Source organism: Pollutimonas nitritireducens (assembly GCF_002849615.1).
In the GTDB taxonomy this organism is placed as follows: Bacteria; Pseudomonadota; Gammaproteobacteria; order Burkholderiales; family Burkholderiaceae_B; genus Pollutimonas; species Pollutimonas nitritireducens.
In genome coordinates, this window is record NZ_PDNV01000013.1 from 18,902 (window position 1) to 33,677 (window position 14,776).

A 14,776-nucleotide genomic window follows, 5' to 3' on the forward strand; every position below is an offset into this window, starting at 1 on the left:
ATCTAAACAGAGACACGACAATGAGCAAGAAACAACACGACAATAGTCACGGGTCCGATAACGCTCCATCCAGCGCGGATAGGCGCAAACTGCTGGCACACGGCGGAATCGCTGCTGGCGGCCTGGCGGCCTTTACCGCTGGCTACGGCAATACGCTGCAAAAAGCGGTCAAGGGCCTGACCAGTGGTTCCGGCGGCGAGCCCACCGCCCATGCCGTGCGTGGCAACTCACTGATGCCCGAGTTCCAGATAAGTACCGACGGCCATCTCTCGATGCAGAACGGCCAAGTGGTTAGTCCATCCAGTTGCCTGGGCTGCTGGACACAATGCGGCGTCCGCGTACGTGTCGACACCACCAACAACCGCATTGTGCGAATTGCGGGCAATCCGTATCACCCGCTCGCGACCACCCGTCCCGCGTCAATGGATACCCCCGTACGCGAGGTGTATGCCATGCTCGGCGGCGATAATGGTCTGGAAGGCCGCGCGACCAGTTGTGCACGGGGCTCGTCGATGCTGGAGCATCTGGAGAGTCCCTACCGTGTACTCAAACCTCTCAAGCGCGTCGGTCCGCGGGGGTCGGGTGAGTGGAAGACGATTTCATTCGAGCAACTCGTGCAGGAAGTCTGCGACGGCGGCGATCTGTTCGGAGAGGGCCACGTTGACGGCCTGCGCGCGCTGATGGATCACGAAACACTCATCGACCCGGACAACCCTGAGTATGGCCCCATATGCAACCAATTGGTGGTGAATGACGCATCCAATGAAGGACGTTCAGCCCTGCTCAACCGGTTCGCGCAGCAATCCTTCGGTACCATCAACCGCAGCAACCATGGTTCATATTGTGGTCAGACCCGCCGTATCGGCGCCGCCGCCGCACTGGGCGACTTGCCTGGCATGCCGCACGGCAAGCCCGACTGGAAAAGTGCACGCTTCGGGTTATTCATTGGAGCGGCACCAGCACAGGCCGGCAACCCCTTTCAGCGCCAGGGGCGCGAGCTCGCAGAAGCCCGATCACGGAAGGAGAACACGTTCCGCTATGTGGTCGTGTCCCCGATCCTGCCGACATCATCCAGCCTTGCCGCCGGTTCCGGTAACCGCTGGATCGGCGTAAATCCCGGTACTGACCTTGCGTTATGCATGGCCATGATCGATTGGATTATTGAGAACGGGCGCTACGACACCCAGATGCTGTCCCAGCCCGGCGCCGCCGCAGCGCTGGCGGCAGGCGAAGCCGCCTGTACCAACGCAACACATTTGCTGATCGTTCAAGAAGATCACCCGCGTTTCGGCACCTTCCTGCAAGGTGCCGACCTGGGCTGGCCGCTACCTGAAACTGGAGAAAATGCCGACCAGGTCGGCACACAGCACGAAGACGTCTATATAGTGAAGTTGGCCGACGGCACATTGTCCGCCCACACCGTCGCCCAGCCTGCCGACCTGCTGGTCGAGCCTCACCTATTGACACTCGCTGACGGCAGCTCTGTCCAGGTTTGCAGCAGTTTCGTGAAGCTACGTCAGGAAGCCGCCCGTATGAGTCGCGCGGACTATGCCCTGGCTTGTGGCATATCGCAACAGGTCATAGAAGAACTAGCCGACGAATTCACGAGCTACGGCAAGCAGGCGGTCACTGACATGCACGGCGGCACGATGAACGGTGCCGGCTTCTATACGGCTTACGCTATCTACATGCTCAACACATTGGTCGGCAATTTGAATGTCAAGGGCGGACTGGTGCTTGACGCCGGTCCGTTCGGACCTTTTGGTGCCGGGCCCCGCTATAACTTCGCCCAGTTCCCCGGCAAGGTCGCTCCGAAAGGCGTCTCCCTGTCGCGCAGCCGTTTTCCGTACGAGAAGACCAGCGAGTACCGACGCAAGCTTGAACAAGCGGGCACACCCTATCCTGCCAAAGCACCCTGGTATCCAGCAGTGGGCGCACTGAGCAGCGAAATGTTGGCCTCTGGTCTTCTGGGCTACCCCTACCCGGTCAAAATTTGGCTCAACCACATGAGCAATCCCGTCTATGCGCTGTGCGGCTTCAAAAACGCGCTGCTGGACAAGCTGAGAGATCCCAAGGCGCTGCCGCTGCACATTTCGGTTAACGCATTCATTAATGAAACGAGCGCGTGGGCCGACTACATCGTGCCGGACACTATCACTTACGAAAGCTGGGGTATCGGTGCACCTTGGGCCGATGTGATCGCGCGATCCTCGACGGTGCGCTGGCCTACGGTAGAGCCTTCCGTCGCCCGCACCGCCGATGGCCAGCCCGTGTGTCTTGAAACTTTCCTGATCCAGGTGGCGCTGCGCCTGAAGATGCCCGGCTTCGGCGAAGGCGTCATCAAAGACAAGGACGGCAACGCATATGACTTGTTGAACGCTGAAGATTTCTATTTGCGGGGGCTGGCGAACATGGCTTTCGCGACCGGCAAGCCGGTCGGCGAAGCCAGTGACGACGACATGTTGCTCACCGGTGTGGACCGCTACGCCGACCTGCTGCAAGAGCAGCTGAAACCCGAAGAATGGCGTCGCGTCGCCATGCTGATGACGCGAGGCGGTCGCTTCGATGACCTTACCGCCGCATGGAAGGGCGACCAGATCCGCAAAGCCCATAAGCATACGTTGAACATCTGGAGCGAACAGGTGGCAAGCATGCGCCACACCATGACCGGCGAGCGTTACAGTGGCTGCCCCACCTATTACCCAACCCGTCTTGGCGATGGCACGCCGATGCGCACGCGTTTTGACGAGAAAGAATGGCCGTTCCTCATGACCTCTTATAAATCCAACCTTATGAGCTCGATGTCGATCGGCGTGGATCGTCTGCGGCAACTACATCCGCACAATCCCATATCGCTCAACCGGAGCGATGCGGCGCGTCTAGGCATCAAGAACGGTGACCCCGTACACGTCGTGACGCCGGGCGGTCGCGTAACCGGCGTTGCACTGGTGCGGGAAGGCATCATGCCGGGCGCCATAGCAATAGAACACGGCTATGGTCATACGCAGCTGGGCACCACCGCACACATCATCGACGGCAAACAGACATCGCACAACCCGCGTCTGGGTGCCGGCGTCAACCTGAACGATCTTGGCTTTGCCGATCCAAGCCGGGAGGAACATGCAAACGTCTGGATAGACTGGGTCTCTGGCGCAGCAGTCAGGCAAGGCTTGCCGGCTCGCGTAGAGCCCGTGCGCATATAGCTATGTTGCTCCTGCCATGACCAAGAGAACGTCCAAGCACACCTTAGCGCAATGTGATTTTCTCAAGGTCGGCCGCCACGCGGCATGACCAGCCTAATTCATCCTTGATCCGTAGGCGCAAGGTATCTGCCGCTTCTGGTTCGCCATGCACCAAAAACGTTTCTTTGGGTGGTTTTTTAAAATTCCCTAGCCAACGCATGATTTCATCAGAGTCCGCATGAGCAGACAGCATCGACAGGTTATGTAATTCAGCTCGTACGGGAATGTATTCACCATGGATTTTGATGGTCTCTGCACCGTGCAACATTTTGGAGCCTCGCGTTCCTGCTGCTTGAAAGCCTGCGAATAATATCGATGAACGCGGGTCGGGCGCATATCGCTTCAAATGGTGCAGAACCCGCCCTCCGGTAGCCATACCACTAGCGGAGATAATAACTTTGGGCATGGGGGTGGTGTCCAGGGCTTTAGACTCTTCGACATCGCGAACATAATGAGCAACATTGCAGGCTGCCGCATAGTCGGCTTTGGTTACGCGCAAGCCCTCAAGATTGCCCTGATAAATTTCTACGGCGTTCACCGCCATCGGACTATCCAGGTAAATAGGCAGATTGTCAGGTAAGCGTCCTTGTTGCTTAAGCCGGTACAGGTACCAAAGCAGCAATTGAGCGCGTCCAACTGCAAAAGCCGGAATGATTACCGTACCACCCCGCGTTGCAGTGCGACGAATGATCTCTTCCAGCCTGTCTGTCGGGTCTTCTTGGTCATGGCGACGGTCTCCGTACGTTGACTCCAATACCAGATAGTCGGTATCTCTTACTACGGCAGGATCCGCCATGAGCGGGTCGTTGTAGCGGCCCAAGTCTCCGGAAAAGACAATATTGCACCCCTTCCAGTGTATTTCGACGATGGACGCGCCTAATATATGGCCTGCACGGTGAAATCGCATGCCGACCCCATTCAAAGGCTCATGCAACATGTTGAACGATAGCGCCCTTAGCCGCTTCATCGCTTTATCGACGTCTTTTACCGTGTATAAGGGCAAGGCGGGCGAATGCTTGGATACCTTATGCCGATTTGCAAAATCTGCATCCGACTCCTGAATATGAGCGCTATCGGCCAGCAGAATCTTGCACAGGTCGACGGTGGCCTGCGTGGCATAGACGGCACCCTGGAAACCATCGTGTACGAGTCGCGGTACATACCCCGAATGGTCAAGATGAGCATGCGTCAGAACGATGGCCTCGATGCTGTCGGGAGCCACAGGAAAAGCCCCCCAGTTGCGCAGGCGCAACGGCTTCAAGCCCTGAAATAACCCACAATCAATGAGAATACGCCGCCCATCAACCTCAAGTAGATATCGAGATCCGGTTACGGTACCAGCCGCACCAAGAAATGAAAGCTCCATGGACACTCGCTTATTAATGGGTACATAAAAATAAAAATGCGCTCGGGAGAGCGTACCCTTATATGGTGATAATTTAAACCAAGCTCGACTCAGATATAGCTAGTCCGCGCCGCTGCCGCCGCGCCCAGAGGAGCGCGGCAGGTTCCACTTGTAGCGCAGCGATAGGTAACGAAGCGCGAAGCACGCCGCCAAAGCAACCCAGGTCCGCCCGCTCGATAACCATCCTAGGCGCTCGCCAACCACCTCGAAGCTAGCACCGACCAGCGCAGCCGACGCATAGATCTCACGCTGAAGGATCACCGGCACCCGATTGAGCAGTACGTCACGCACCAGGCCGCCGCCCACAGCAGTGACTATGCCCAGCAGCACCGCTACCTCCGCGTTATGGCCAAAAATCATGGCCTTCTGCGCGCCAGTCACTGCAAATAGCCCCAGGCCGATGGCGTCGAAGAGGATCACCGGGTGCGCCAAGCGCACGACCAGCGTGTTTGCGGCTATCGTCATCAACGCCGCTGCCATGGCAACAGCGAGGTAGCGCCAATCGGTCAGCCCGGCTGGCGGCACGGCGCCGATGCACAGGTCGCGCAGCACGCCCCCGCCGCAAGCGACCGTGAACGCTATGGCGACGACGCCGAACCAGTCGAGGCCGCGATCTCTGGCAGCGACGGCACCGCTGATGGCAAAGGCGAACGTGCCCGCTAGATCAAGAGTGGTGAACAGGCGGTGGTCGTTCAGGCCGGCAACTGCCAATTCGTGGATGCTCATCTGTTCGTTTCCGCCCGCGCCGAGGGGCACAACCACGCAGCAGCGGCGGTCAGCATGGCCTGCAAGCCGGTCTCGAGGGTCGGGTGGATCTGCGGCGCGAATTTCGGCGAGTGGTTGCTCGGGATCTTATTGACGGTTTTTTCCTGTTGCGCTTTGGCGTACACCGCCGGGTCGGTGCCGCCGACAAACCAGAACACATAGGGCACGCCCCAGGTGCGGCCGAAGTTGCTGAAATCTTCGCTGGCCGACGCCGGGCTGGGAGCCAGTGAGGCGTTCTTGCCAAACTGGCGGCCGAACGCCTCGGCTACTTTTTGCGTAGCTGCCAAGTCGTTTTCGGTCAGCGGGTAGCTGTTGATCGTGGTGAACTCTGGCGTGCGCTCCGCACCGGAGGCATCGCATTCTGCGCAACAGATGCGGCGGATGGACTTGAGCATGTATTCGCGCGTGTCCTCATTGAAGGTGCGCATGTTCAACTTGATGGTGGCATCGTCGGGAATGATGTTTTCCTTGGTGCCGGCTTGCAGCGAACCGATCGTAAGCACAGCCGGCTCGGTGGGCGCAATCTCCCGCGAAACGATGGTCTGCAGGCGCAGCGTGGTCGCTGCGGCCATGATCACCGGATCGATCGAAGTCTGCGGCTGCGAACCGTGCGAGCCGCGCCCGAAGAGCTTGATCTTCAGGCTATCTCCGGCAGACAGTGTTACACCGGGTCGGTAACTCACGGTGCCGGCCGCACCGACCATCACGTGCTGGCCGAGGATGATGTCGGGTTTCGGGAAGCGGCTTTCGCCCCAGTCACGCACCATGGCGTTCGCGCCCTCGGCTGTTTCCTCGCCGGGCTGGAACACGATAAGCAGCGTACCGCTCCAGGCGGCGCGATTCGCGGACAGGATGCGCGCGGCGCCGATCATCCAGGTCACATGTATGTCATGGCCGCATGAGTGTGCAACGCCGACCTCGACACCGTCCTCATCGTACGAGGTCACTGTACTGGCATACGGCAACCCAGTGTTCTCGGCCATTGGCAGCGCATCCATGTCGGCGCGCAGCATCACGACCGGGCCGGCACCGTTTTTCATGACGCAGACCACGCCGGTGACACCGACATTGCGCGTCACCTCGTAGCCAAGCCCCTGCATCGCGTCGGCGGCAATCTTCGCGGTGCGTACTTCATGCATCGACAACTCGGGGTGCAAGTGAAGGTCTTTGTAGAGCGCTTCAAGTTCGGTGATCAGTGTGGATTCGGCGGCGCCGAGAGCTTGAGTGAGTGCATTCATGATAGCTCCAGAAGTGACGAAGCGAGGTTGAAAGAAGCCTGACAGCAAGCATGCTTGAATAGGGATGGTCAACGCTTGACATGAAGATTGGGGATTCAGGCCTGCGCCTTCGCCCCCTTGGGTACTGTGAGCATGATTGAGATGATGGCCACCACGACCATCAACACGTTGAAACCCAGAGCGACGATGGCAGCCTCCCGCACGGCCAGGTTGTCCTGGCGGCCACTGAAGGTGATTACGCCCTCAAGCCAGTTCATGCTCGCGCTGTCGCCGCCGAGCGCGGTGAAAAGGGCGGCGGAGATCGCCACGCCGAAGGCCGCCCCAAGCGATGAAGCCATTTTGTAGATGCCCGAGCCCGACCCGGCCTGGGCAGCCGGCAGGTTCGATAGCGCCGCATCGGTCGAGGGGGTGGCGTAGAACGCCAGACCGACACCGAACAGCGCGTAGCCGACGCTCGCGAGGATCTTGTAGTCCGACAACAGCAGGTTGGCGGGCGACACGAGCAAGATCGCTACGCCTGTGATCAAGCAGCCCCAGATCATCGGCTTGCGTGGACCGAAGCGTTGCAGCAGTTTCTCGCCCACCCGGATGAAGGCAATGATGGCAATCGCGTAACCCAGCGTCAGGAAACCGGCCTGCTGGGCGTTCATGTTACCGCCGAGCTGGACCAATTGCAGCGATACGATCAGCGTGCCGGCGGTCCCGTTGATAAGGAAGTTGGAAATCGTCGCGCCGGTAAAAGTTGTGTTCTTGAACAAACTGAAGTCGAAGAACGCATTTGACGCCTTGTTCTCGATACGGAAAAATAGCCAGCCGAACGCCACCGTTACCGCCAACAGACCCAGGGCAGCTGGGCTGGACCAGCCCAGCTTATTGCCCTGCGTCACCAGCACTTGCAGCGCCACCATGCTGACCATGAACGCAAGCACACCAGGCAGGTCGAACTTATACTCGCCCTTGGCTTCTGCTTTGCTCTCGGGCGTGCCGCGCATCATCCACAAGCCAAGCACGCTCACTGCCAGCGCCACCCAGAAAATGGAGCGCCAACCAAAGTTCTGCGACATTAGGCCACCGACGAGCGAGCACAAGCCCGAACCGCCCCATGAGCCGATCGACCACATGCTGATTGCACGCTGGCGTTCGGGACCATCCCAGAATGCTTTTAGGAGTGCCAGACTGGCTGACATGATGCAGGCGGCTGACAGGCCTTGCAACGCGCGGCCCACGAGCAGCACCGGTGTTGCCAGTTGCCCCTGCGGCGTGATGGCCACCAGAAGCGAGCCGGCGATACTCATGTAGAAGCCAATGCGAGTGATCCTCACTCGGCCAACTCGATCGGCGAGCCCGCCCATCACCACGATGAATATGCCCGAGAACAACGAAGTAATGGCCACCGCGACGTTCATCATGTTCGCATTGATGCCAAGGTCGCGGCTCATGTCGGGCGCGATATTGAGCGTCGTCTGGGCAAACAGCCAGAATGCGACGACGCCCATGATGATGCCGAAAAGCAGGCGATCGTTGCCCTTGTATGGCGTTTTCGATTGAACGACGGTATTCATATGGTTCTCCATTGCGCCGATGCAACCGATCTTATGTCGACGGCCGCGTCATCGAGAGGCTCCATCCGACCACTGCCGCCAGCACCGGCGGTGATGAGTACGCGTTGTGACATGGCTGAGTTCCTCTTTCAGAGTCTGAATGAAATGAAACAGCGACGCCATCGCCAATACTGCACCTTGGAATTCTTGGAGTCAATTAATGATTGAAGCCCGCACTGCGGGCGCGGTAGGCCGGGGGGGCGCATTAGTAGCCTGCCCGACTCATCTCCTATTAGCGTGACCATTGGGCGCTAGAGGCGCCGGAAGGAAAGGTGAATGTGCTGATGCATCCCATGATGCGCAGCAAAAGTGGTGGCACGTGCAGAGTTGCCACATTGGAGCACTAGGGAATCATCTTGCAGCCGCCCCTTCTTGGTAGAAGAAGACTTGCGCAGCGGCGCGCTGGCGGAAGCAGCACCGCTCAACTGAGTTCGACATTTACGCGGTTTACTCCATTTTTCGAATCACGTACCAAAGCGCTGCGCCGCTCATAGTTGATACCGTCAGTAGCGAGCGCCAGCAATTCGCCGCGTCGCATCGCAGTTCCGAGGGCAAGAATGTTCCCCGGCTCCATATAAACGTCGTCGGCGTACCGGATTACTTGCGAAATCACATCCCCACCTTTGTGCCGGGGGACGACTTCGTCAGCGTATCGCACCATCACCTCAGCCAGCGTGCACTGGGTCACAATCGTATAATCGCGCACAATGCTGACCGACAGATCTGATTCGATTTTCAGACGCGCTTGCTACGCCTCTTTGAAGGTATCGAACGCCAACGCCTGGGCCTTTACACCTTTGCGGCGCAAGCGTAATAGGAACGACGTCTCCAATTGGATCAGTTTTGCGCCACGACCTTGCGCCTGGATACTCTCTCGGTAATCGTGCGCTTTGTGCCGCGCGGAAAATGAAAACTGGGCATCCAGCAACGGCTGGGACTGCACGTGCGACGGTGAACGGTTATTGATATTCAGGTTGACAGCGCTCTTTATAGACATACGAAACTTTTGAAATGAGGTTCGTCAGGTCGTGGTTTTATGCGTTTGAAATCGACTTCTTCAGACCTTCCCTAAGTGGCCGAAAATCGGTGTTCTTGAAATCCCGAAGAGAACATAACGTCAATACCCTGAGTGATGACACTTGGGAATCAAAATGGCTTCAAAGCGTCCGTTGCGATCATCCTCACAACAATCGCAGGGTAAACACCCTGCGATTTCTTCAGACTAACGCACGTTCTGTCTGGCTATTTGCGCCAATAATCATTGGCTGCGGCAATGGTCTGAAAATGCGTGGCTACAACATGAGAAACGGCGATCAGGCTGTTGGCGTCGTGCGCATAACTTGGACGCAGTGCTTTGCGAATGGCCGGATCGGTTTGTGTAGTAGCCACGCCCTTCTGTGATAGCTTTACTGCAAGGGCGAAGCCTGCTTCAGGTGTGTCTGTGATAAGGGTCGTCAACCCTGCCTTCATCTCGGGTTTGTCTTGAGCAATGGCGATACTTATGTAGCCAATCGCCATTGCTGCCGTCAGCAACGACGTAAAGAAAAATCGTTTTGGCGCACACTTATATTGCCGGCATACGGTTGTATTCATCTTGTTGTCTCCTTGGTTAAAAGCATTGCTTATCGCAAAGTTTTTATGGCTTCTTTAGAATGACCGCGACGTACAAAATCATACTCAATCAAATTCATCCTAGCTGGAGATTTCCAACATTGTCAACGAGGTTATGGGTGTTCAGATTCGTTTAAATTTACCCGCAGAACGGAAGTGACAGGCAGGGTTTTACTGACTACAAGCACATGCGGGCAATTGGAGTACCAGGAAGTCTTCGGATACCTTAGAGGCCGGCCACCTCGATGCGAGCAGTTACAACCATGTTTACTGCGATGCCAGACATCTCGTCGAAATCTTCTTCGCATCCGGAATGGACTTGACGTTGTGGGCCATCTCGGCCAAACACGGGCCTATCTTGCCCAGGCATGTCCGCCGTGCCCAAGACTATATTCACACCCACGCCCATGAGCCGATTTGCGCTAATCAGGTCGCCGAGATTGCGGGCGTCAGTCTAAGAAGCTTGTACCTAGGTTTCAAAGTCTGGACCGATTCAATGAAAAGTGTACGACGTCTGTCGACCGAACCGATCACCGCAAGTCGATCTGGATACTTGGCGGCGGCCGCGAGAGCCTGATCGTTCCGCTCGCCCTGACTAGTTTGGCTGCGATGCGCTATGCGTTCCAGGGATCAATGACGTCGATGCCACAGTCCACAAAGTCCTTAACGTTGCGTGTCGCCAGTCGAGCCCCGCGGGATTTGGTTATCGCCGCGATCATGGCGTCGAACTGGCTGATGGGCTTGCCGCAGCTCTTTCGTACGGCGGCAATCTCCGCATAGTGATCGGCCGCGTCGTTGTCGAATCCCAGTACCTGCCCGGCCATATCAAGCGAAAAAATTTGCCGGATCGCGATAAGCAGCGCTGTTTTGCGTTGCCCGTCGGGCAGCAACTGTACCCCGTAGAGCAATTCGGCGCGTGTCACCGTGGTGGTGAACAGCACTGAGCGGGGCTGCGCGGCCAGCCAGGACAGAGGGCGATCATTAGGTGCCGGACGCAGAATTTCAGACAACACGTTTGTGTCCAAGACGATCATACGTCAAACTCCGGCGGAGTGCGGATGGCTTCTCTTGGCGCCAATTCCAAGTCGACACCTTCCAACGGTGTGATGATGCGCGACCGGATCGCCTCGATGAGCGATTGGCCATGTTCTGGCGCCATAGAGAGCGCTGACCGCAAAATATCCCGTGCTTCGTCCTCCATCGAACGGCCATGCATCGCGGCCTGCACGCGCAAGCGCCTCTTGAGTTGCTCGTCTATGTTGCGGATGGTCATTGTCGTAGCCATGACGCCACCTCCCTTAGTCAATGAGTGAATTTTAGTCAATGACTAATGGCAAATCAAGAAAGCGGGCTTTTGACTGATAAAGTCTTGCGAATCCTCGGTCATTACGGCAGTGAGCTTTTTATCAACAAGCCGCCTCGGTGCATAATCCTGCTAATTCACATGACTTCGATTACCTTGTATAGCTAAGGGGGCGAGCGCACCTGAACGCGCCAAGGCGAGCGATTGCGGATATTGGAAGGAAGGGGGGACTGCTGGAACATACGTAACTCCGTGGTGATGGAGTACCGTATAAGCAAAAGAGGCCATTTTTGCGTGCACTATTTGGCACACGCCCGAAAAAAGACATCGGCACGTTGGAGCACGATTGGAGCATAAGGCCATTTCTTATGCTCCAATCCCCCGCAGCGAAAAACAAAAGGCCCCGTAAAACAAAGGCCTTTTATTGAAGAAGTTGGTCGGGGCGACATGATTCGAACATGCGACTCCTGCGTCCCGAACGCAGTACTCTACCAGGCTGAGCTACGCCCCGATTTACTGAAGCTTGCGCCCGACAATCCGTAAGAAGTGACTGCCCGGCAACAACGGGATTTCAATGATCGCGATCCACCGCGAAAGTACAAAATTCTATCAAAGATTCCTGGTGTACGGAAATAGGGAAACCGACCAGGGCCTGGCGCGCCAGTTCAGCCTCGGCCACGGCCGCATCGCGGGTATAGTCCAGAGCGCCTGTGTCGCGGATGGCCTGAGCCACTGCCGCAAAATCTGCTACGCCGGTACGGATGGCATCCTGGATCAGTTGCTTCTGTTCGCTGGTGCCCACTTCCATGACGCGTATCAGCGGCAAGGTGGGTTTGCCTTCGCGTAAATCGTCGCCCACATTCTTACCCAGGGCATCAACGTCACCGTTATAGTCCAGCACGTCGTCGATCAATTGAAAAGCGGTGCCGATATGACGGCCGTAGGCGGCCGCAGCGTGTTCCTGTTCGGTGGTGGCGCCGGCCACGATGGCGCCGACCTGGGCGGCAGCCTCGAACAGCTTGGCGGTTTTGTAACGCACCACCTGCAAATAGCGTTCAAGCGAAACATCGGGATCGTGCACGTTCAACAACTGCAGCACTTCGCCTTCGGCAATGACGGTGGTTGCGGCCGAAAGCACCGACATGGCGGGCATGGACCTGGATTCCACCATCATTTCGAACGAGCGGGAATAGAGATAGTCGCCCACCAGGACGCTGGCGGCGTTGCCGAAAACCGCATTGGCCGTGCCGCGGCCCCGGCGCATGTCGGACTCATCCACAACGTCGTCATGCAACAAGGTTGCGGTATGAATGAATTCAACCACTGCGGCGAGCAGATGATGGATAGTGCCTTGGTATCCCAGCGCCTTTGCCATCATGATCACCATGGCCGGCCGCATGCGTTTGCCGCCGGCACCGACGATATAGTCTCCTATCGTGCGTATCAGGACGACGTCGGAATCGAGCCGGCCGCGGATGACCGCATCGACCGCTTTCATGTCGTTCGTAATAGGGGCAATCAACTCGGTAAGATTCAAGGCACGGTCCGGCTTAGATAAGTGTTAATAAGATCGGCGGGTCAAGCAGTAGGATTATACGTGACGGGAATTCACCCAAAGCTGTCATTACAGACCGCAAATTGGCGATAATGCTCGATTGTTTACGATTTATCGTGGGAGATACCTGTGACAGCCATTGATCTGAACACGCTCATCGGTCGCGCTGAACGCGTTCTGGCGCAACTGGAGGCGTGGCTACCCCCTGCGCCACCGGACATAGACTGGACGGCTCACGCCTTCAGATGGCGCAAGCGCGGCGCGCGCGGATGGCTCGATGCCGTCGCTCATGTGTCGACCATCAATCAGGAGGACTTGCAGCATATTGAACGCCAGAAAGGAATCATCGACCGCAATACCCGGCACTTCCTGCATGGGAAGCCGGCCAACAATGTATTGATGACCGGCGCCCGCGGGACGGGGAAGAGCTCGCTGGTCAAGGCAATGCTGGCTTCTTACGGTGACCAGGGATTGCGTCTTATTGAAGTCGACAAGGCCGACATGGGCGATCTGGGCGATATCGTGGATCTGGTCAGCACACGACCGGAACGCTTCATCATTTTTTGCGACGACCTGTCTTTCGAGGAAGGCGAACCGGGCTACAAGGCGCTGAAATCGGTGTTGGACGGATCGGTCAGCGCCTCGGGCGAGAACGTGCTGGTCTATGCCACGTCCAACCGCCGCCACCTGATGCCGGAATACATGAGCGAGAACCTTAGCGCCCAGCACCAGCCAGATGGTGAAATCCATCCCGGTGAAACTGTTGAGGAAAAAATCTCGCTATCTGAACGCTTCGGGCTCTGGCTGTCGTTCTATCCGTTCAAGCAGGATGACTACCTGGATATCGTCTATTACTGGCTCAAGGAACACGGCTGCCCGGCAGACGATATCCGGGCCTCGCGCACCGAGGCATTGCAATGGGCGCTGGAACGCGGCTCGCGGTCAGGACGCGTGGCGCGGCAATTTGCACGCGATTGGGCGGCCCGTCATGCTTGATGCAGCGCGGTTGGCCTCGACGCCCTACTCCAAACCGTTCATCGATGTCGCCGCGGGCCTTATTACCCGGCCCGATGGTTCCTTGCTGCTGGCCGAACGGCCTGCAGGCAAGCCATGGGCGGGATGGTGGGAGCTGCCCGGTGGCAAGATAGAAGCGGGCGAAAGCGTGCTGGAAGCGTTGGCGCGCGAACTCAAGGAAGAGCTGGGCATCGATGTCAACGAGTCCACGCCATGGGTCACCTATACGCACGAGTACCCCAAGACCATCGTACGCCTGTCCTTCTGCCGGGTCACGGGGTGGACAGGCGAGCCCGCCGGCATCGAAGGCCAGCGGCTGGCCTGGGTTGATCCGCGGCAATCGCTGCGGATAGGCCCGTTGCTGCCAGCAACCGAGCCGCCATTGCGCTGGCTCCGGCTACCGGATCAATACCTGCTGACCTCCATAGGCGATTACACCGGCCTGGATCCGTTTCTGGAAAAGTTGGAGACAGCCCTCCACAAGGGCGTGAAGCTCGTGCAATTCCGCGAACCTGCCTGGGCAGTCGCCGGGTCACCTGACGACGTCTATACGGCGTTTTTACAGGTAGCCCAGCGCTGCCATGACGCCGGCGCGCGTTGCCTGGTGAATAGCTGCCATCCCGAAGAGTGGTGGAGGCAGGCGGACGGCGTGCATTTCAGGACAGACGATGCGGGTTCGGCTGCGGCGCAGGCCTATGCAAGCGCAAAGAATGCTTCTACGGCCAAGCCATCCGACCAGACGGCGGCACCGGCAAACACAAGCACCTCGTCCGTGTACCTTATCGGCGTATCGGCCCACACAGCTAGCGATCTGGCTGCCGCGCAAGCACTCGATGCGGATTTTGTCGTGCTGGGACACGTGCTGGCCACGCCGTCGCATCCCGATGCCGCGGGCATGGGCTGGGAACGGTTTTCCGACTTGGCCGCACAAGCCGGCCGGCCCGTCTTCGCGATCGGTGGCCAATCGCCGCGCACGATTACAACGGCGCGCCAGTACGGTGCTCATGGCATCGCGGGAATTCGATTCCCGGTCGAGTAAGTC

General features: G+C 57.9%; 13 protein-coding genes, 1 tRNA gene and 1 pseudogene. 4 read left to right on the top strand and 11 right to left on the bottom strand.

Annotated features, from left to right (window positions below; all coding sequences use genetic code 11):
- The first annotated feature begins 20 nt into the window (after positions 1-20).
- On the top strand, positions 21-3,203 hold the full coding sequence (locus CR155_RS17935; RefSeq protein ID WP_102071408.1) for a tetrathionate reductase subunit A: 3,183 nt from the start codon (positions 21-23) through the stop codon (positions 3,201-3,203).
- A gap of 43 nt (positions 3,204-3,246) precedes the next feature.
- Here CR155_RS17935 and CR155_RS17940 read toward each other — a convergent pair whose 3' ends face one another.
- From CR155_RS17940 to CR155_RS21165, 7 genes are all read right to left on the bottom strand, one after another.
- Positions 3,247-4,608: an MBL fold metallo-hydrolase RNA specificity domain-containing protein gene (locus CR155_RS17940; protein ID WP_102071409.1), complete on the bottom strand. Its 1,362-nt coding sequence runs from the start codon at positions 4,606-4,608 to the stop codon at positions 3,247-3,249.
- 99 nt (positions 4,609-4,707) lie between these two features.
- Positions 4,708-5,343: a trimeric intracellular cation channel family protein gene (locus CR155_RS17945; protein ID WP_102071517.1), complete on the bottom strand. Its 636-nt coding sequence runs from the start codon at positions 5,341-5,343 to the stop codon at positions 4,708-4,710.
- A 26-nt stretch (positions 5,344-5,369) separates the two neighbouring features.
- Complete coding sequence (locus tag CR155_RS17950) at positions 5,370-6,650, bottom strand: M20 family metallopeptidase (RefSeq protein ID WP_102071410.1); 1,281 nt, start codon at positions 6,648-6,650, stop codon at positions 5,370-5,372.
- 95 nt (positions 6,651-6,745) lie between these two features.
- Positions 6,746-8,212 (bottom strand): MFS transporter, encoded by a 1,467-nt coding sequence (locus CR155_RS17955; protein WP_102071411.1) that lies wholly within the window; start codon positions 8,210-8,212, stop codon positions 6,746-6,748.
- Between the two features lie 460 nt (positions 8,213-8,672).
- Positions 8,673-8,957, bottom strand: coding sequence for a hypothetical protein (locus tag CR155_RS17960; RefSeq protein ID WP_143705215.1), 285 nt, complete (start codon positions 8,955-8,957; stop codon positions 8,673-8,675).
- 42 nt (positions 8,958-8,999) lie between these two features.
- Positions 9,000-9,248, bottom strand: coding sequence for a hypothetical protein (locus CR155_RS17965; protein ID WP_102071413.1), 249 nt, complete (start codon positions 9,246-9,248; stop codon positions 9,000-9,002).
- A 245-nt stretch (positions 9,249-9,493) separates the two neighbouring features.
- Positions 9,494-9,844, bottom strand: a complete 351-nt coding sequence (locus CR155_RS21165) for a hexameric tyrosine-coordinated heme protein (RefSeq protein WP_233214408.1) — start codon at positions 9,842-9,844, stop codon at positions 9,494-9,496.
- Positions 9,845-10,211: 367 nt separating this feature from the next.
- Here CR155_RS21165 and CR155_RS21170 point away from each other — a divergent pair.
- Positions 10,212-10,343: pseudogene (locus tag CR155_RS21170) on the top strand (AraC family transcriptional regulator); the annotation flags it as partial.
- 133 nt (positions 10,344-10,476) lie between these two features.
- Here the strand turns inward: CR155_RS21170 and CR155_RS17980 are convergent.
- The 4 genes from CR155_RS17980 to CR155_RS17995 all read right to left on the bottom strand — a co-directional run bounded on the left by CR155_RS17980 (position 10,477) and on the right by CR155_RS17995 (position 12,702).
- The gene (locus CR155_RS17980; protein WP_102071414.1) at positions 10,477-10,896 is read right to left on the bottom strand and encodes a type II toxin-antitoxin system VapC family toxin; all 420 of its coding nucleotides are present in this window, start codon (positions 10,894-10,896) and stop codon (positions 10,477-10,479) included.
- The gene (locus tag CR155_RS17985) at positions 10,893-11,147 is read right to left on the bottom strand and encodes a FitA-like ribbon-helix-helix domain-containing protein (protein ID WP_233214409.1); all 255 of its coding nucleotides are present in this window, start codon (positions 11,145-11,147) and stop codon (positions 10,893-10,895) included. The genes CR155_RS17980 and CR155_RS17985 overlap by 4 nt, the downstream gene beginning before the upstream one ends.
- 452 nt (positions 11,148-11,599) lie before the next feature.
- Positions 11,600-11,676, bottom strand: a tRNA-Pro gene (locus CR155_RS17990).
- Between the two features lie 60 nt (positions 11,677-11,736).
- Complete coding sequence (locus CR155_RS17995; protein WP_102071416.1) at positions 11,737-12,702, bottom strand: polyprenyl synthetase family protein; 966 nt, start codon at positions 12,700-12,702, stop codon at positions 11,737-11,739.
- 147 nt (positions 12,703-12,849) lie between these two features.
- Between CR155_RS17995 and CR155_RS18000 the strand changes: the two genes are divergently transcribed.
- Both CR155_RS18000 and CR155_RS18005 read left to right on the top strand, forming a co-directional pair.
- Positions 12,850-13,716 (top strand): ATP-binding protein, encoded by an 867-nt coding sequence (locus CR155_RS18000; RefSeq protein ID WP_102071417.1) that lies wholly within the window; start codon positions 12,850-12,852, stop codon positions 13,714-13,716.
- A complete protein-coding gene (locus CR155_RS18005) occupies positions 13,709-14,773 on the top strand; it encodes a Nudix family hydrolase (RefSeq protein ID WP_102071418.1) in 1,065 nt (354 codons plus the stop codon). The genes CR155_RS18000 and CR155_RS18005 overlap by 8 nt, the downstream gene beginning before the upstream one ends.
- Positions 14,774-14,776: the final 3 nt, after the last annotated feature.